24 protein-coding genes are annotated in these 17,277 nt (G+C 60.9%); 1 reads left to right on the forward strand and 23 read right to left on the reverse strand.

Annotated features, from left to right (window positions below; genetic code table 11):
- Nucleotides 1-4 precede the first annotated feature (4 nt).
- The 21 genes from FIV03_RS23545 to FIV03_RS31675 form a co-directional block, all read right to left on the reverse strand.
- Nucleotides 5-607: an HK97 family phage prohead protease gene (locus FIV03_RS23545; RefSeq protein WP_152511181.1), complete on the reverse strand. Its 603-nt coding sequence runs from the start codon at nucleotides 605-607 to the stop codon at nucleotides 5-7.
- Nucleotides 591-1,841: a phage portal protein gene (locus FIV03_RS23550; protein ID WP_209009770.1), complete on the reverse strand. Its 1,251-nt coding sequence runs from the start codon at nucleotides 1,839-1,841 to the stop codon at nucleotides 591-593. Before FIV03_RS23550 ends, FIV03_RS23545 begins: the two co-directional genes overlap by 17 nt.
- On the reverse strand, nucleotides 1,841-3,556 hold the full coding sequence (locus tag FIV03_RS23555) for a terminase large subunit (RefSeq protein WP_152511182.1): 1,716 nt from the start codon (nucleotides 3,554-3,556) through the stop codon (nucleotides 1,841-1,843). Before FIV03_RS23555 ends, FIV03_RS23550 begins: the two co-directional genes overlap by 1 nt.
- Complete coding sequence (locus FIV03_RS23560) at nucleotides 3,556-4,056, reverse strand: hypothetical protein (protein ID WP_209009771.1); 501 nt, start codon at nucleotides 4,054-4,056, stop codon at nucleotides 3,556-3,558. Before FIV03_RS23560 ends, FIV03_RS23555 begins: the two co-directional genes overlap by 1 nt.
- A 79-nt stretch (nucleotides 4,057-4,135) precedes the next feature.
- Nucleotides 4,136-4,495: an HNH endonuclease signature motif containing protein gene (locus FIV03_RS23565; RefSeq protein WP_286202227.1), complete on the reverse strand. Its 360-nt coding sequence runs from the start codon at nucleotides 4,493-4,495 to the stop codon at nucleotides 4,136-4,138.
- A 36-nt stretch (nucleotides 4,496-4,531) separates the two neighbouring features.
- Entirely contained in the window at nucleotides 4,532-5,257 is a 726-nt protein-coding gene (locus FIV03_RS23570; protein WP_152511183.1) for a transcription termination/antitermination NusG family protein, read from the reverse strand.
- Nucleotides 5,254-6,504 carry a helix-turn-helix domain-containing protein gene (locus tag FIV03_RS23575; protein ID WP_152511184.1) on the reverse strand — a complete coding sequence of 417 codons (1,251 nt, stop codon included), beginning with the start codon at nucleotides 6,502-6,504 and terminating at the stop codon, nucleotides 5,254-5,256. Before FIV03_RS23575 ends, FIV03_RS23570 begins: the two co-directional genes overlap by 4 nt.
- On the reverse strand, nucleotides 6,501-6,701 hold the full coding sequence (locus tag FIV03_RS23580; protein ID WP_152511185.1) for a hypothetical protein: 201 nt from the start codon (nucleotides 6,699-6,701) through the stop codon (nucleotides 6,501-6,503). The genes FIV03_RS23575 and FIV03_RS23580 overlap by 4 nt, the downstream gene beginning before the upstream one ends.
- Nucleotides 6,694-7,023, reverse strand: a complete 330-nt coding sequence (locus tag FIV03_RS23585) for a hypothetical protein (RefSeq protein ID WP_152511186.1) — start codon at nucleotides 7,021-7,023, stop codon at nucleotides 6,694-6,696. Before FIV03_RS23585 ends, FIV03_RS23580 begins: the two co-directional genes overlap by 8 nt.
- Nucleotides 7,020-8,879, reverse strand: coding sequence for a DNA cytosine methyltransferase (locus FIV03_RS23590; protein WP_152511187.1), 1,860 nt, complete (start codon nucleotides 8,877-8,879; stop codon nucleotides 7,020-7,022). Before FIV03_RS23590 ends, FIV03_RS23585 begins: the two co-directional genes overlap by 4 nt.
- On the reverse strand, nucleotides 8,872-9,939 hold the full coding sequence (locus tag FIV03_RS23595; protein WP_152511188.1) for a phage Gp37/Gp68 family protein: 1,068 nt from the start codon (nucleotides 9,937-9,939) through the stop codon (nucleotides 8,872-8,874). The genes FIV03_RS23590 and FIV03_RS23595 overlap by 8 nt, the downstream gene beginning before the upstream one ends.
- Nucleotides 9,929-10,249, reverse strand: a complete 321-nt coding sequence (locus tag FIV03_RS23600) for a DUF4326 domain-containing protein (protein ID WP_152511189.1) — start codon at nucleotides 10,247-10,249, stop codon at nucleotides 9,929-9,931. The genes FIV03_RS23595 and FIV03_RS23600 overlap by 11 nt, the downstream gene beginning before the upstream one ends.
- A complete protein-coding gene (locus tag FIV03_RS23605; RefSeq protein WP_152511190.1) occupies nucleotides 10,249-11,208 on the reverse strand; it encodes an ATP-binding protein in 960 nt (319 codons plus the stop codon). The genes FIV03_RS23600 and FIV03_RS23605 overlap by 1 nt, the downstream gene beginning before the upstream one ends.
- Complete coding sequence (locus tag FIV03_RS23610) at nucleotides 11,208-11,870, reverse strand: DUF2312 domain-containing protein (RefSeq protein WP_173013924.1); 663 nt, start codon at nucleotides 11,868-11,870, stop codon at nucleotides 11,208-11,210. Before FIV03_RS23610 ends, FIV03_RS23605 begins: the two co-directional genes overlap by 1 nt.
- Nucleotides 11,871-11,883: 13 nt before the next feature.
- Nucleotides 11,884-13,251, reverse strand: coding sequence for a site-specific DNA-methyltransferase (locus FIV03_RS23615; protein ID WP_173013925.1), 1,368 nt, complete (start codon nucleotides 13,249-13,251; stop codon nucleotides 11,884-11,886).
- Complete coding sequence (locus tag FIV03_RS23620) at nucleotides 13,244-13,510, reverse strand: helix-turn-helix transcriptional regulator (RefSeq protein WP_152511193.1); 267 nt, start codon at nucleotides 13,508-13,510, stop codon at nucleotides 13,244-13,246. The genes FIV03_RS23615 and FIV03_RS23620 overlap by 8 nt, the downstream gene beginning before the upstream one ends.
- On the reverse strand, nucleotides 13,507-13,959 hold the full coding sequence (locus tag FIV03_RS23625; protein WP_152511194.1) for a hypothetical protein: 453 nt from the start codon (nucleotides 13,957-13,959) through the stop codon (nucleotides 13,507-13,509). Before FIV03_RS23625 ends, FIV03_RS23620 begins: the two co-directional genes overlap by 4 nt.
- Nucleotides 13,956-14,570: a hypothetical protein gene (locus tag FIV03_RS23630; protein WP_152511195.1), complete on the reverse strand. Its 615-nt coding sequence runs from the start codon at nucleotides 14,568-14,570 to the stop codon at nucleotides 13,956-13,958. The genes FIV03_RS23625 and FIV03_RS23630 overlap by 4 nt, the downstream gene beginning before the upstream one ends.
- Nucleotides 14,570-14,989, reverse strand: a complete 420-nt coding sequence (locus FIV03_RS23635; protein WP_152512535.1) for a hypothetical protein — start codon at nucleotides 14,987-14,989, stop codon at nucleotides 14,570-14,572. The genes FIV03_RS23630 and FIV03_RS23635 overlap by 1 nt, the downstream gene beginning before the upstream one ends.
- Complete coding sequence (locus FIV03_RS23640) at nucleotides 14,980-15,594, reverse strand: GcrA family cell cycle regulator (protein ID WP_152511197.1); 615 nt, start codon at nucleotides 15,592-15,594, stop codon at nucleotides 14,980-14,982. Before FIV03_RS23640 ends, FIV03_RS23635 begins: the two co-directional genes overlap by 10 nt.
- Nucleotides 15,591-15,827 (reverse strand): hypothetical protein, encoded by a 237-nt coding sequence (locus tag FIV03_RS31675; RefSeq protein ID WP_173013926.1) that lies wholly within the window; start codon nucleotides 15,825-15,827, stop codon nucleotides 15,591-15,593. Before FIV03_RS31675 ends, FIV03_RS23640 begins: the two co-directional genes overlap by 4 nt.
- Before the next feature lie 20 nt (nucleotides 15,828-15,847).
- Between FIV03_RS31675 and FIV03_RS23645 the strand changes: the two genes are divergently transcribed.
- Nucleotides 15,848-16,516: a type VI secretion system-associated protein TagO gene (locus FIV03_RS23645; protein WP_173013927.1), complete on the forward strand. Its 669-nt coding sequence runs from the start codon at nucleotides 15,848-15,850 to the stop codon at nucleotides 16,514-16,516.
- A 2-nt stretch (nucleotides 16,517-16,518) separates the two neighbouring features.
- Here the strand turns inward: FIV03_RS23645 and FIV03_RS23650 are convergent, their stop codons facing one another.
- Both FIV03_RS23650 and FIV03_RS23655 read right to left on the reverse strand, forming a co-directional pair.
- Nucleotides 16,519-17,001, reverse strand: coding sequence for a phage regulatory CII family protein (locus FIV03_RS23650; RefSeq protein WP_152511199.1), 483 nt, complete (start codon nucleotides 16,999-17,001; stop codon nucleotides 16,519-16,521).
- Entirely contained in the window at nucleotides 16,998-17,255 is a 258-nt protein-coding gene (locus tag FIV03_RS23655) for a YdaS family helix-turn-helix protein (RefSeq protein WP_152511200.1), read from the reverse strand. Before FIV03_RS23655 ends, FIV03_RS23650 begins: the two co-directional genes overlap by 4 nt.
- Nucleotides 17,256-17,277: the final 22 nt, after the last annotated feature.

Raw genomic sequence — 17,277 nt, forward strand, 5'->3', positions numbered from 1 at the left:
CGCCTTAGGCTTTACTCCGGACTCTTGCGTCCAGGTTCACTTTCATCCGCAGACGACGTTGCGCTGCGCTGAAATTTTTCTGCCGACGATCTGCCCGCGCCGCCTCAAGCGAGCGCATGGCGAGGCTTGTACCGTCATAGGCTGGCAAGGACACGGCGGATACTTCGATAAGCTCCACCTCCATTACCGTTCGTTTTGGCACGTCGCCGTTGTCGTCCCACTGCTCTTTCGTCACGTGGAAACCGAACGACATGCCTGAAAGATCGCCGCGCTCGACCAGCGCCTTGACGTCACGCCCGTCCGACGTGTCCGGCAGGTCGATTTCCACGGCAAGCCCCTTGCTGTCTTCCCTCAGGCGCAAGGTGCCGGCTGACTTCCGGCCGAGCACACGACCTCGATCGTGATTAAAGAAAGCCAACACGTCTTTTTCTGAGATGGACCGGGCAAACGCGCCGGGCAGCAACGTTTCAATGAAACAACCGCCGATATCGGCGTCCCGATTGAACACTGCCGCGTAGCCCGCAACAGTCATTCGGCCATCATCGGCTGCCCGCGCTTCAACAGCCCGGACCACGCAACGCGTTTCTGTGTCAGGCTTGCTCGCCATCGTCACCCTCGTTTTCCTGATTGGGTTGATTGGAAACCTGCAACTGCGTCCCGAGCGGAACGGTTGCCCCCTGGATGTGCAACTGATCGGCCGCCGGGTCTTTCACCTTCGGTAACCCGAACCGCTCGCGCGCTTCATTCGGCGTATGCACTGCCCCCTGGACGCCGCGCACAATGCCTTCGATCAGGCTCTTGAAGTCACCGCGCATCAGGCCGTCCAGGTCGTGACGGACATAACGGTTGCCATTCATCCGGCCGAACAGTTTCAGGTTCAGTTCACCTTCAAGCGCCGTGCACCACTGCACGACCAGGTGCTTGACCAGATGCAAGTCGTTCTGCTCGACGTTGGAAAACGTCGCCCGACTAAGATCCTGCAGGAATGTCGGTGGCATCTGATAGACGCGAGCAATCTCTTGCACCTGGAAAAGCCGCGCTTCGGTCATTTGACCCTTTTCCGGGTCAAAGCCGATCTGCGAAATCTTATATCCAGGCGGCATCTGAAACAGCGGCTTACCGCTTTCGCGGGCAACTTCGATTGCGCGTTTGATGTCGTCGATCGCCCGTTTCATCGTTTCGGCGTTTGCGGGCATTGGCCCTTCGACAGCCAGCGGCGGGATGCCGCCACCGGCGAAGAACATCGAGCCATATTCGTTCATTGAAAGCGCAAGCTGGATGGCCTTTTCGCCGAGAGCGATCGGCCCACGATGCTGGACGCCGTTTGGCTTCAACATGAACGGAATGTCGATTATCTCGCTGGCCGGATAGTCTCGACCATCAAAGGTATAGACCAGCCGCAGGCCTGTGCGACGAACGCTGGTGCGCGTCGGGTCCATCGGCCAGATAGCTTCAATGCCATTTCCACGTTTTTCAATCCAGGCAAGGCCGCGCCCGCCGGTGAATACCTGTTCCCAGAAGTATCGCCGAAACTTCGACGTATCCATTTCGTCGTTCGGGTTCTCTTCCAGGACAGTCTGCAGCTTGCCGACGATCCGTTCCGGCCCGTTCTCTGTGCGACGAAACGCTTGCAAGGGAACCGTCGCCAGTGTGCGGCTCAGGAACAGCACGGCGGCCTGCAAGGCTGGCACCTTGAGAGCACTTTCAATGGTGACGGCAGGAACCCCGCCACCATGCAAGCCGAAAAACTCCATGAAGTTTTCCGCGCTTACTTTCACGGTCGGGTTTTCTATGGTCGCGGCGCGGGTTTCACGCTTGCGACCGAATCCGGGAAATCTCATCAGGCCACCAGTGAAAATTCAGGGTCATCCCACGGACAAGCCGCGGCGGTTCCGGCCGCTTCCGGCCCGACTTCCATCAGCTTCACCGCGTTGAAGAGCGCGACAAGCGGGTCGATTTTTGCCTTGCCGGCAGTTTCCTTTGTGATCAGCACGGCATTTCCGCGCTGCTCTGCGCGGGCGTTGCCGACGCACCAGGACATGAGGCCTTGGCCACCGTGCCAAAGCGTCCCGTCTTTCAGCTTACGCTCGATGCCCCAGACGGCTGACGACAGCCGGAAGCCCTGACTGACGCCCGTCACCAGGTCGCCACCGATACCGCAACGGGCAAGTTCGTCGACAAGGGCTGCAACACCCATCGGGTCAAGCCCAACCCCGTATTTTTCCGGCATGAGACCCGAGGCAAAAACCTGCTTACAGACCTCGGCGACACCCTCGATATCGCTTGTCGCGTCGTCGCAGAACGTCAGCTCGCCGGCCTTTTCGAAGTCGGTCAGTTGTTGGGCGATTTCCTTGCGGATCACCAGGACGTCGCGTTGCGCCCAAGCATGCCCCCAGCAAAGCCAGTGCTGGGTTTCGCGATGGCGACCGAGCACGGAAACGCCGAGAAGATCGTCAAGGCCGCCGCCGTCAATACCGACCGTCACGACTTCCGATTTTTCGAGAAGTGCTTCAAGGCCCGCTAACTCGGGCATTTGCTGCTTTGCCCAGAAATGCGATCCACGCCAACCGCCGAGCGACTGACCGACTTCGACATTCAGGTGCTGTGAGGCAAACAGCAGAAGAGCGGCGGTTCCCTTGGCTTCGGCCTTGATCAACTCATCTCGCAGGAACTTTTCGTCAACGGACCTGTTCAGGTTCGGATTGACCATCCCCCACGTTTTCGGATCCCGCCATCCATTGTCGTTCGCCACTTCAAACGGCAGCTCGTACAGGATCGGCAGCAATGGCAAATCCAGTTCGCCGTCGCGCACCTGGCGGGCAATGGTCAGCTCTTCCTTGAAGACACCAGCAGGCGGTGCTTTGCTCTGCGTCGTGATCTGTAGCAGGAAGCCATCAGGCCGAGCCGCCAGCGAGCCGCGTATCTCGACGAAGATGTCGGCCGCTTTGGCTTTCATTGCGAACACGTGCGTTTCATCGATCAGGATAAAGGTTGCCTTCGATCCGGTGATGACGTCGGCCTCTGCTGCTTTGATGATGATCATCGCCCGCGAAACCCGGTGCGTGATTGTCTTCTGGTGGTTTTGAGCCTGAAAGACCGCGTCCAGCTTTTCGTCCAGCCGGATGATGCCAACTGCCTGCTTGAAGGCAATCTCGGCAATTTTCTTGGTCGGCGCGATCAGCAGTAATTCCGCTTCTGGTCGGATATTCAGGATCGCGGCGACCACCATAATCGCCGCCGCGATCGATGACTTGCCGTTCTTCTTCGGTACCAAGAGGAAGAATTCACGCAGCGCTCTGCGTTTGGTCTTGACGTCGAATGATCCGAAGATCACACGTACCAGGTCAAAAACCCATTCGTCGCAAACTTCGCCGTAAGTCGGCGTCCCGATGATGTCCGGCACCCGCAGGCGCTTGAAGATACGCAACGCCCGTTCGGCTTCGTCGTCAAATATTGGCAGATCCGGTATCAGCGACTTGCGGCCGACGATACGTTCCTTCCAGTCCGGACAAGCCGTCGACCAGGACAGGTCCGTTTTCTGCGCAGCGGCCGACATCAGTTGACGGAACCCCGGAAGGCAAGGTCGCCGCCCCAATCGCCCGCGCTTCGCATCGCGCTTTCGGCATCAGCCTGCGCCTGCTCTTTCTTTCCGAGCTTGCGCGGCGCGATTTCGTCTTCCTGCTCATCGTCGCGAGCGTTCTGCATGTCCCGCAAGTCGGCATCGAGCTTCATCATGTCGTTGCGTTCCAGGAGCTTTTCGAATGCCTTGAACGCCCCGACGTTCCCGGCCATTCCAAGTTCCCAAAGCTTCATGGCCTTGGCGGCCGTCATCATGTCGCGCTGATAGTCGCGCAGTTTGAGCACCTGAAAATAATTCCGCCTCAAAGTCGGCTGCGAGACGCCAACCGCGCGGGCAATCCGTTCATTGCTCCAACCGAATGACAGCAACATCTTGATTTTGTTCTCTATTTCCGGCGTCGGCACATGCTTCGGCCGTCCCCGGCCTTTCTGGCCAGTCACAATCGGGTTGCCGAACAGGTCAAATTCTTGGCTCACAGGAAAAAAATCTCCAAATGAGAGGGGCGGTGGTGCAGGGCGGCGACCGGGTTTCAGGATCGACCCACCCCCTCCCCGGTCAGGTCAGGCCAGCGGCACGTGCGCCGCGCGCTTGCGAGGTCTTCTGCTGGTGATGCGCATGGCAGAGCAACTCGATGTTGGATCTATCCAGCGGCGCGCCGCCGTCTTTCAACTCGATGATGTGGTCGGCAATGACACGCTGCGTCGATCCGCAGCGCTCGCACTTGCAGCCGCGTTCGCGCTTGATGCTTGCCACAAGCTTTCGCCACTCAGGCGACTTGTAGAAGCTCGCGGCGATCTTAGGCATCGACCGGACACGCGACGGCGCCCTGCCAAGCATCGGCTTAAGGTTGGTGAGTTTTGCCATGATCCAGACATGAAAAAGGCCCGCATCGCTGCGAGCCGTTGCATTCGCCATAGAAACCCATTGCGCCAACACCGCCTATCTGGCGTTTCAATTGGCTGGGTCCGCCGCCTCAGTCGCTCCGTTTGTGTGGTGAATACTCTCACCCGTGCCCGAGGGGTCCGACGAATCGTCCTGCACTTTGGATACCTCAGGACGTTTCACAGCGTCAACAGGGACGTTCACCAGCACCTTGCCGATTTTGCTGTCTATCGTCCCGTGAACGCGCCTCTTGGCTTCGTCATAGCCGGTAAAGGCAAAGTCAATTCCGGCCCATGCCCCCTTGACCATGCCGAGCATGCAGCCGCTTTCCAGTTCGGCTATCCAGGCAATGAAACCGTCCGGCACCTTCTCGCCTTCATAGGTGCCGTGCGAGACGTCAATCACCCTGCAAAGATCGGCCTTGCTGACACGTGTCGGGACGCCGCTTTCGCTAAAGCAAACAACGCCTTCGACACCGTCGCAGCCGCGCACGTCGTCGACCGTCTGCCCCTTGCTCCGATCGATGCCGGCGAAGAGATACCGGGAAAACATCGGCCGCCTGGTGACATAAGTTCCGCCAGCCTTTTTCTTGGTATTCAGGCCATACTGCCGCTCGATGCATTCCATCGGCAGATAGGCCAAAAGCCCCTTGGCCATCAGCCCGGCTTCTGCCCGTTTCTCGCATTTCGGGTTTGTGTGGATAACCACCCACTCGACCGCGCACCCCATAACCAGCTGCTTGAACAGTTCCAGGTTGTGAACAGTTTCCGGCCGCTTCACCTTTTCCTGTGTCATTCCGCTGCGTCCTTCTGCGTGAGTGCTGCATGTTCGGTTTCAAATCGGGCCATCGCCGCCCGAACGGCTTCCAGAGGGCTGGCGTAGCTGTCCGGCGCATCCGGCGAAGCCGGGAAGTAGACCCACTCGACCCGGCCAAGATCACCCTCGAACCATGGCCAGCCGCGTTCTTCGTGCAGCGCCTGCCAGGCCTTCCAGCCGGCAGAGCCGACAGGCACCTGCACGAAGTCTGCCCCCAGCCGCTCGGCGACAGCGTCGACCTTGCGCCCCTTGTGCCGATGCATGGCGTCGTCCTGCATCATGTTGACCTTCGGCCAGCCGCAGCGTGCCCACTTGCCGCGCATCAGTTCATCCCGATCGTATTTGCCATCAGCGCACAGCCGCTCTTCGACGGAAGTCAACCGCGGCGGCGGGCCGTCAGGCTCGCCCATCAGAACCGACAGCCGCAGCGCACCCCAGGACTTGCCGAACGGCAGAGCGACTTGAACGCCACCGCCGGCAGACCGTGCTTTTTCCGGCAAACGCTCCCAGCGTTTTTCCTTGAGATAGACCGAAAACCGGCAGATTGCCTTGCGTTTCAGGTCGTTCTTGATGTGATGCAGATAGGCCTGCATGTGCTCGACAGCGCTGTTGCGATCCTCTTCCGAAAGCGCGAACCAGGCCTTTTCGGTCTGTTCCGGGCTGTCGTCGGCATAGGTCGGCCACTCGGCATGTGCCTTGCGGAAGCGTCTTGCCCATGCCTCACGGCTCACCGTGGGCGTGTCGTCTTCCTGCCCCTCTTCGCGCTCGCTCGCACGCTCTCTCTCAATTACTGGTTCTCTTACTGGTTCCCTTACAGGGTTAGTGTCGCAATTTGAGACACGGGAATCGTCATTTTTGAGACACGGCTTTTGCGCATTTTGAGACACGGTTTCGGCCTCATTCCCGTGTCTCATTTCGCGACACGGCTTTGCGCCTTCCGCAGGCTCAAAATCCGCTTCAAATCCAAGACGATAGCGTGTGGACAACTGCTTGCGCGTGCGTTCGTCGCGCCGGGCTTCCCGCGCCACCAATCCGCGCTCTTCCAAGGCGTCCAGATGACGGTTCAACGTCGCCCGCGATATCTCGCAATCCCGCGCCAAAGCGTCCTGCGAGGGGAAACAGCCAAAGTCCGGATTGTAGCGGTCGCAAAGGTGCCAAAGCACGATCTTGGCAGCGGGCGGCAAGCCCTTCTGCTTGATCGCCCAATTGGTCGCCTCATGGCTCATTTGGCACCCCCGGCTTTCAGCAAGGCGTCCAGGTCGATGTCGTGCGCGTTCAGGCGCTTCACGAACTCTTCCAGGAACGGAAGAGGCGCGCAGATAGGCCCGGCGCGCAGGGCTGCCCGCAGGCGCTTTCGTTCGTCCGCAGGCCTGTCGGCACACATCCGCCGGTAAGCCCGGAAATTGATCCAGAACCTATCCATTGGCAGCCTCCTTTGTGCTGCCCGGCGACACATGCACATAAGCCGGGTGATCAGTGGGAAAATCGAAGGGAAAGCGAACCGTCATCAGCCCGCCGATGTTGAAGGCCTGCAGGTACTTGGCGCGGTGCAGATCCATAAGCACCTGCCAAAGCACGAACGCGCCCAGGCCGGTGCGCTCGCCCAGCTCCTGCGTTTCAATCCGCAGCGGCCCCGCCGTGTGCGCCTCGGCGAGCGCCATCAGCACCCGGCGACGATGACACGGGTCCGGCAACGCCCTTTCCGCGCCACGCGTGATGACAAAGCGTTCCGCCTGTTCACTCATGCCGCCACCTCGCGCACCACCAGGTCGGGCACGTTGGCGCCGGCAAGAGCCTCGGCGATATCAAGGCAGACGGAATTTCCGCACATGCGCCCCTGCGCCGACTGGCTCAAAGCGACTTCCTGATCGTCCTCGCCGATGCCTGTTTCGATCCGGTAGCTATCCGGAAAGCCCTGCGCCCGGAACCGTTCGCGCGGTGTCAGCATGCGCATGCCGATATCGACGATTGCGTAAGACTGGCCGTCGATTTCCACGGTTACCAGCGACCGGCGGTCGCGCGTGGTATCCGTTCCCATCGGCGCGTCCAGCCCATGGGCTTCGCTGGTGCCGTAGTAGGTATTCAGAAACGCCGCGACGATGGCCGCTTTGCCCGCACCGCCGGCAGTGATCGTGCCGACAGGATCGCCCGCATCAGATCCGACAGAATTGCCGAACTGCCGCGACAGGAACGCAGCCGCGACAGCCTCATGATTGCCGCCAGCCGAATCCGTTCGCGCAGGGGCATCGGCGGGATAGTCCCGCCGGTCACTGCCACGCATCGACAGCATGTGAGCGGACACAAGCCCGACAGGCGCAGCGCCGCCCGGACGCTTCGAAAAACCGTTCGCCGTTATCGTCGGCGCAGGACCGGAGAGCGGCGCCCCTGTCGCGCCCGTGTTGTGCTTTGCCAGGAAGGCGGAAACCAGACACCCGTCCGCCTTTGCGGTTTGGGTGTTCACCGGCATGTCGCCACCCCGCGGCGCGCTTTGCCCGGCCCTGCCACCGCAGCCGACAAGGGACGGCACCAGAAGGCAATTCTGATCTTTCGCGCTGGCCGTCAGCGTATGCAGCGGGGTTTCTGCCGATCGATTTCCGCCGCCCTGCTGTGCATAGGAAACGACGGGTGCCACGGCAGGCATTACCAGCCCGAAGGCATCGCGCGAGGCGGTCAGCGTCGGCATGGGTTCATCCAGCCCCTGCCCCCGGAACCAGTCACCGCCATGATTGCAGACAACCAGAAACGGCTTTTTTGCATCGATCACGTAGCGCATGACGCCGCGCGCGATCCGCCGCAAGGTCGCGTCGGCAAGCGGCCGCTTGGCGCGCACGCCGTGCTTTTGCAAAATCTCTTCCGAGGTATCGAAAATGGACGGGCACGGCAGTGACCAGTCGATGATTTCCGCCGCCGTGCGCCAGGGCTTCTTTTTGCCCGCGATCACCGCCGGGTCATCCGGCGCACCGTGCGTCGGTTCCGGCCAGACAATCGGCTTGCCGTCCCGCCGCGCGATCACGAACAACCGCTTGCGGATCGTCGGCGCGCCATAGTCGCAGGCGCGCAGCTCGCGCCACTCGACGCGGTATCCGTGGCGCTTCAGGTCCTTCACCCACTTGTCGAAGGTTTCGCCCGCACGGTCCTTGCAGGGTTTGTATCCGCCCTCGCCATCCGGCACCACCGGACCCCACGTCAAGAATTCCTCGACGTTCTCAAGAATGATCACGCGCGGCCGGGCACGCTTTGCCCAGGTGACGACAGTCCAGGCAAGGTCGCGAATATTGCGCTTGACCGGCCGCGCGCCTTTCGCCTTGGAGAAGTGCTTGCAGTCGGGCGAGGCCCAGAGCAGGCCAACCGGCCGATTATGGCAAAGGTCCATCGGGTCGACCTGGTAGATGTTCTTGGAAACATGCAGCGTCGACGGATGGTTCGCCCGGTGCATGGCCAGCGCCTCGGCGTCATGGTTCACCGCGATATCCGGATGGCGGCCAAGGGCCTGAAAGATGCCGGTCGACGCCCCGCCACCACCGGCAAAGCAATCGATGATCAGCTCGCGCCCGCCAGGACGCCCGGCAACGGCCGGCAGATCTGTCAGAAGGTCACGCATCAACCCGCACCTCCGGAAACCCGTCGTGCGTCACGCCGTCCAGGACTCGACCAGCGGCAGCTTTTCCGACACGGAACATCGGCATGTCTGCCGCGCCCTCGGAACAAAGGCAGCAATCAATCCACTCGCCGTCCGGTGCGTGAAACTCGCCGAACGGCAGGTCGTTGATTTCGTCGCCAAGATGCGCAGCATGGCTACGTGGCAGCCAGACACCCCACTGCTTGAAAAGAAACGACACCCCAGCGGCCGCGCACTGGTCGCGCAGTGCCCGCGCCCATTGCGGGTTCATTGCCCGTGCATGGTCGCCGCTTTCGCCGCCGACGATGACCCAATCGAGCGTGTCGAACATGGAATAACATTCCCATTCATGTTCGGCGCAGCACCCATGGGTGCAATGCTCCAGACAAGGATCGAGATGCCGCGTCAGGTCCACCGGCCCTAGCAGGGGCTCGGCGGATACAAACCGAACCGCGGCAGGAATTTTCATAAGGTAAGGAATGCGGGTGTCGGCAGTCGGTTGATCTTCGATCGAAACGCCAAGCCAGACATTTGGCAAAAAGCCCTTGTTCGCGAGCCGTTCGAATCCAGCGGCATTCATCGCGTTCGGGTCAAACCCCATCGCCCGCGCTTCACCTTCAATGACCATCCAGCGGGCCGCTTGAACATCGCTGAGGTATCTGCGCATCCGCTCCGGACGCTTTGTCAGCACCTGGAACGTATGCTGCGGACACAGCGCCATGACGGCGAACACCTTGTCGATCCATTCATCTGGCACGTTTTCATGAAACAGGTCCGCATGCGCGCAGACGAATATCCGGCGCGGCTTGCGCCAGTGCAGCGGCTGGTCGACCCATTTTTCGTTGAACCGCACCTCGCCGGTGAACTGCGCCACACCGGCCGCGTTGCGCTTGGCAAGGCCCTTGCGCGACGGATGATTTTTGAGCCGGCTGGCGGCTAGGTCGGCTGCGTAGCAATACCGGCAGCCTTCGGAAACAAGCGAACAACCCGTCACCGGGTTCCAGGTCGCGTCGGTCCATTCGATCTTGGTTTTATCGGCCATGCGTCACCCCCTTGTCGGCGGTGCAGCGCGCGGCATATTTCAGCAGCACGTCGGCGTGGCACGGCGCATCCAGCGCGCACCAGCACGCCAGATCCTTTCCGGCCAGCTCATGCACCGGCAATTCTGGAATCGTGAAAATCTCGAAACACTGGCACGCGTCTTCGGCATCCATCGGCTGGCCCGGCATGCCCGGCAGGTCAGCCCCCACCTTGAACGGGTTTCCCCATTTCGACGTGCGGTCAACGATCACGGCATCCGGCGCGTCGCAGCGCCAAGGCTTTGTTCTGGTCATCTGGATACGTTTCGGCATCACTTGCCCCGCCCCTTCGGCCTGAGTTCAGTGACGACACCGCCAACAGCTGGCGCAGTTTCCACGTGCGGATAATCGTCAAGGGATGTTTCAAGCGGCCACGGCACCGCAGAACAAGCGCGGTCAGCCAGCCCGCGGGACCAAAGCCGCGGCAATCCGGAATCGGGATGCGGCTTTACCGTTTCCAACACGCGCGAAAGCACCGCTTCGCGGTTCATTTCCCACCCCGAGCGCGGCCCTACGACGATCTGCCGTTTGATGTGCTCGCAAAATTGGCGCATGAGGGCGGGGGTGGCCGTTTCCATCGCTTCAGCGAGCGCCGCCAGGGCCATGTCAGGAAGAACAAATGGAGCAAAATAGCGCTGAAGAATTCGCCGCCGTTCACCCTCGCCCGGCGCTTTCAAGTCGATCTGAATTTCAAATCGGCGCCAGACAGCTTCGTCGATCCTGTCCCCGAAATTCGTGGCCGCAACTGCGAACGTTTCCAGACTATCCAAGCTCTTCAGAAGCGCGTTGATCTGGTGATTATGGTCCTGCTCGCCAACTTTGTTATGGCCGCTGCCCATACGTTTCGCAGCGATGCTGTCGAATTCATCGAAGAACAGAAAAATCGGCTCAGGCTGTCCTTGGACGGCCCGAAAAAGAGCACCAATGTTGACCGCGCTCGCACCGACGTACATGGAAACGACACGCTCAGGCCTAACGACCAGCATGCGCAACCCCAGCCGCGCAGCCAGATGATGCGCGAGCGTTGTTTTGCCGGTGCCAGGAATGCCGGTGAAGAGTGCCCGCCGGCGAGGTTTCAGGCCGACCGCCTCCAACTCATCTTTGGCCCAAATCTCTTCAAGCCATTCCATGAGCGCCGACCGCACAGGCGCGGCCAGGATCGGCTCGACCGCCTCTTGCGGTTCCAGGATGTCGCCAAAAGTTTCAAGGTTCTGTGGCACCTGTCGCATCATCAATCACCACCCGGACCCATGCCATCGGTGCCGGATGCATCACGCCAGCCCTTGTCAAAGGCCTGCCTGCGCTTGTCATCCCAGGCGAACGGATTGGAGGTTATCGGCTCATTTGCCTTGTACGCCTCCCGTCCGAGTGCTTCTGCACCCGCCTCATCAACATCAGGGGCGTCACGGCGCGCAGGACGCGGGCGGGCCGCAGGGTCGACCGGCGCAGCTTTAGGTTCACGGTAGTCTTCCGCCTGCGCTTCACCGTCCGCATCGCGGTAAAGCCGCACGGGTTTCTTGCCGATCTTGACGATAATTTCGCCTTTCTTCGGCACCAGCATTTTGAAGGCCTCTATGACCTGATCACGCGCGGCAACGTCCACGTCCATAAGGCCAACCGCCTGAAACAGCGGCGACTCGCGCTCCATACCGAGCGCGTGCAGATACATATCAAGCTCGGATTTTGCTTCGTCGTAATCGCCGGGCTTGGCTGCGCGGATCTTCAGAACATCGCGCACCCGCGCAGGGGTAAAGCCCTCAGCCTTCAATTCGGCGAACACGAGCTTTTCGTCTTCGGCAAGCTGCTTTTTCTCAGCCCGTATACGCTCGATACGGTCCACGAAACTTTGCAAGCGCTCTGCGGAAACAGTATTTCGACCTGGTGAAGTTGCCATTGCTCTCACGCTCCTATGGCTGGGTTGAAAACAGCGGCCCTGCATCAGCAGGGGCATCCGCCTGCCGGGCCTTGACGATTTCGCGTTTGCGCTCTTCCGGGCCGGTGACACAAAGCGCCATGCGGCGGCGAATATCGTCCTGGTATTCCGTCTCGCGCTCGCACAGAACGGCGTTGAAACCTTCGTAAAACGCGGCTTCGCCCGTCGTGCCGGTACCGGCAAAGATGTCCAGCACCGTCCCGCCTGGTGGCGTCACCAGGCGGACCAGGTAACGCATCAATTCCACTGGCTTTACTGTCGGATGCTTGGACGCAATGCGGTCGTTTGCGTCCGCCTTTGCGGAATAGAAGAACCGGGCAGCGGAACCTTTGTCATTGCGCGGCAGACTCGGCTTTCGATCACCGGTCTTGAACGCATAGACATCACCCGAAAAGCCCGCCCCGGTCGGCTCACTACCGGTCACAAGACCCTGCGCACCAGGAGCCTCCGGAAACGCTTCCAGCACGGCTGCACTGCCGTCATGGATGACATTTGCCGGCCACCGACCGTCAGGTGAACCACCGCGCGGACCAGGCTTTGCTGCAAAGTTTGTGGAACCGTTTTTCTGGTACCGCCGATCAGCGCTTTTCTCGCCAGACCGGTAGTGCGACCAAAGTTTGCAGGAACCGGAATTTAGCGGCGCTTCAGACCCAACCCGACACGCGTCGATATTCACCGCGCCCGTGCCGTGCTTAAGAATGTTTTCTGTTCCGTTTTTCTCGCTGAAAGGCTTTTGCCCCATGAACACCGGCTCGATGGCGGGCTTGAGGCTTTGACCGCCATAGCGGAACCCGTCATAGCCTTCTGCCTGGACACGGGTCGCTTTGGGGAAGCCGGAACCGAACAGCCATGCCAACAACCCGCCGTCATGCAGGTCGACGATCCGCGCCAATGCCCGCATCTGCGCTTCCGATAGCGAAGCGAGAAACGCGGAAATGACGGGATCAGGATCGAACAGCTGCGCGATCAGCGGATGCTGCACGAACCCGGCTTCCTCGATCGCGCTGGACATGCGCCCGAAACCCCGCGTCGAAGCGAAGGCCAGCAGGTATGCACCCGGCTTGAGGACACGGAAAACCTCGCACCAGATTTCCGGCCGAAAGGCGATATCGCCGCCGTCCCACTGCTTACCCATGAACCCGGCGGAAGCCCGTTTGTAAGCCCCCGTCTTACCGCTCTTGACCGCTGCCTGGTTTCCGCCAAACCGCTTGACGATGCTCGTCAGGTGATACGGCGCATCGGTCACGCAGGCATCCAGACTGTCCGCCGGAAGGCTTTTGAGAATATCCAGGCTGTCACCGCAGTGCAGAGCTACCCGGCCGCCGAGAAAGGTTTCAGCCATGCCGCCCCCCCTCGCTTGCTTCATGGGTGTGTTCCCGTGAAACACGTTCCACGAAAGCGAGCGGGTCGACGTCCAGCACATGGCAGAGAATGCAGACCGTGTCGGCCCGCGCGAAAACATCCGGGTGCGCCCGTTCGGCCCGCAGGATCGTGCTGTCGCTCACCCCGGTTTTCTGTTCCAGGTCGCGCGCAGTCAGGCCCTGCGCCTCGCGCTCGGCACGCAAGGCCTTCCCCAGCCCCTCCCGGTCCAGGCGCATCATGTCAGCTCTCCGCACCCGCGACCGATCTGGCTGCTATCACCCGGTGCCGTGAAGTCCTGCCAATGCACCCAGCCCTTGGGGCAGTGAAAGCCCCATTCGCGTACGCGCGGGCCTGTGATGAACAGCGTCTCGGCTGGCTGGCCGTCGATCAGTTCCAGGCGATGCGCCATTTCGGGACCGCGATAGATGCAATCACCGGCCAGGACCACGCGCGGCCCATCTTCAAGCACCTCACGCAGCTGCCCTTTGATCATGATGGAAAAGGACGGCCAGGGATGATCATGCAGCGCCCGGTCGTCGTCATCGCGCAGAATGCGATGGTAGTAGACGTTAAAGGTCGGATTGCGCGGCAGCAGCCACCACCGCAGCATGTACGGCGGGTTGCCGATGATGAAATCCGGATCGCGCTCCGGGCGAAGATTGCGGAAATTGGTCGGAAGATCGATCATTGCCCCACCTCTTCAAGATGTTTGGAAATTTCCACCAGCTGTTCGGCCGCAACCCGGCGGGCGAGGCTCGCCGCCTCAAGCGCGCCAGTGAATTCGGCGAGCGTCCGCGACAGGCTTTCCAGCCCCTTCCGCGCTTCGGCGATATGGTCGACCTTGGGGGCAGGCACCGGCCCCAGGAACTGTTCGCGGATGTCTTCCACCCAGCGGCGCGGCATGTTCTGTTCGGTGGCGACGCGGGCATCGTCATAGCCCGCATCAAAACCGGCTTCAGGGCAGAACACGATTTCCAGCGCTTCCAGCAGCGCGCGACTCTGTTCCGGCGTCGGCCGGCGCGGCGGATCGGCCTTCACCAGATCCGGCTTCCAGGCTGCCGCCTTCTGACATGCCGGGCAGCTGTGCTTGCCCTTGCGCGGGCCAACGTGCCATCCGGCGCGCTGGAATTTCTTGCGCAGCGGCTCGGCGGGCAGCGACTTGCCGCTGACACCGGCCCCGGCGAAAACGTCTTCCGTTTTCCCGCAAGCACAAGTGATCGTGGCATACATGCCCGGCCGCTGGCCCTCAGGCGTCTTTGCGGCGACATCAAACAGAGTTTCTGCGCTGCTCCGGGCCATTACGCACACCCCGCTTCCTGAAACAGCCGGTCACCGGCAGCGTGAAGCATTTCGCCAAGGCGAAGGCAGATCCGACGGCGCGCTTCGTCGATCGGCACCGGCGCCACCCCGCCGCCTGGACCACGGTCAAAGCTGGCATCAGGGTCCGCCACCAACACGGGCTTGCCGTGCTTCTGCGCCAGCTTCAAACCGCACCAGGCGGCAAGGCGTTTCTGCGTATCGGAACTGGAAAAGCCACCGGCCAGAACCGCAGCAACCCGGCCCGGCTCGACATCCGTTTCAACGGCGATCAGCAACACCGCGCTGGAAAAACCCGCGCTGTAATCTTTCAGCCGCAACCGATGCTGCGCCCGTGCCCAGCAATAGGTTTTCAGCGTCTGGCGAACGTCGCCAATCTTGGGTTCGAATTTCATTTCCACCGGCGATACCTCCCCTGTTTCGGAAAGGCGTTCCGGGCTTCTGCGGCCCGCTGGTTGCGGCGGCGCTCTTCCGGCGACTGGTAGACAATCTTCCGGCAATCGGCGCACCAGGCACCGCCCTGGGCGCGCCGGTTGCCGCAGTAGAACTGCTGTTCAACCCGCGTTTCGGACTTGTCCCAAAGCGGCCGGCGGCAATGCCAGGGCTTCAACTCGAAAATGGTCAAGCCACCATGGGTCGCGTCCGGATGCGCAATCTGCGGCGCCTCGATGACAGGCAGCGGCTCTGCCTTCACCAGAACCGGCTTCGCATTGTTTGCGCGTGCACGGCGGGCTTTCTTTTCCAGCCGGTTACGGTAGCCCCTCGCGCCGATCACGGCCGGGTCAGCGTCGAAGCCTTCGCGCTCGGCAACGTGCCGCACCTGGTTGACGCCAATGGGGCCATAGGTCAGCGCAAGGGCTGCGGTTGCCTCTTCCGCCGTCCGGCCGCCTGCCAGCTGCCAATAGACAGCCTCGGCCTTTTCTTCGGCCGTCAAGGTGCCCCAGGTCAGCGCACCGCCGTCCCCGGTTTCGTCGACCGCGTGTCGTGTATCTTCGGCAAGGCTCATGAGGATTTTCCTTTCTTCGCGGCAGCCAATTCCAGCAGAAGATCGGAAACGAAAATCAGGTCATTGGCCTCGTTGATCAGGGCACGCACGCCGTCGTGTGCGCGCTCTGTCTGCTCTTCCTCGGCAATCAGGACAGCGAAACGCATCGTCCCCTGCCGGATGCCCGAATAGCCACGCAAACGCTGCGCGAGCGCGGTCAGGTCTTCGGCGGTTGCATTCTCAAACAGGCTCATGCCGCAGCACCCCGCTCGACTTGCGCGCGAAAATTTGCTGTCATGCAGCCTTTCGAACGGGAGATTTTGAATTGAGATTTCGAAGCTTGATTGCTGGGATAGCCCTTTGCGCTACGGTCACCCCTACATCCGCAGCGGTCGACACGCCTCAGGGCTGCAGCAAGATCCCGTACGACGATACGCGCCTTGCTTGCTACGACCGCTTCTTCAAGGTGAAACCCGAAAGCACCCAGGAGACCAAAGCACCGACTGACTGGCAAACGAGCCTTGAAAAATCCAAGATGGATGACAGCACAGCCGTAATCCTGGTCACTCAATCGGAAGAAGTTATTGACTGTGGCTGGAACCGCGGCGACCGTGTGACGCTGCACGTGCGTTGCATTGAAAATACAACGGCCATGGTTTTTTCGACCGGTTGCCACATGACCGGTCACGGTGGTTACGGCGAGGTCACCTACCGCTTGGATGACGATAAACCCAAAACGGCCAGGATGACCGAAAGCACCAATAACCGCTCTCTTGGGCTCTGGACTGGTGCGCGGGCAATTCCGGTCATCAAGCAGATGTTCGGCAAGAGCCAGATGATTGCCCGCATGACGCCCTTCAGCGAAAACAGCTTTACCGCAACCTTTAAGATCGGCGGACTGGAAGAAGCTATCCAACCGCTGCGCGATGCGTGCCACTGGTAGGGTCATCCCTCACCCCCGACCGACCGGGCATAAGTCTGCAGAACGACAAGCGCCTCGATCGCCGATGACAGCTTGTTCAGAATTTCAAGGTCGGTGATTTCTTCCGGCGTTATCTGACCGTCGTCATTCAGTGCGGTGCAGATCGCCTCGGCAGCGTCCGCACCGCGTTTCACCGCAGTTCCAACGGCCGCCGGCCAGTTGGTGATTGCCCCTTGCGTCTTCGGCAGCGGCACGAACACGCCATTGGCAAGGCGGCACATGGCGCGGATCACGTCGGCATCGTCCGTGTCGATGGTCAGATCCATCAGGACGTCCACCGGAACATGTTCGCCGGGATGGTTCGGCGAGCCATAGCGCGAAAGCGCCTGCTGGCCGACGCGCGTTGCCTGCGCGGCTTCCAGCTGCCCGCCACCGCTGCGCACAAGGCGCCGAAAGGCGGACTTCAGCGCAGCGCGGTCGTGGTCCGTGGTTGGTCGGAAGGTCATTGCGTAACCTCGCTGGATTTACGCGGTGACACATTCTCGCCTGTCTCCGAGAATGGCACCGGATAGAGATCCGGTCGGATGATGTGAGGAGGAACGCCAGTGACGTTGGAAACGGAAATCACCCTTTCAGGGGGAACCCTCTTCCACTGGCAGATTGCCTGTGACGTGATGTTGCCAAGCAGGCGCGCGAGATTGGACGGGCCTTCGGCCGCCTCCAAAACCTTCGCCAATCCTTTGAAACTATCGCTTTCCATAGCGACAGATTGAAAGCATTTC

It is taken from the genome of Labrenzia sp. THAF187b (genome assembly GCF_009363375.1).
Classification (GTDB): Bacteria; Pseudomonadota; Alphaproteobacteria; order Rhizobiales; family Stappiaceae; genus Roseibium; species Roseibium algicola.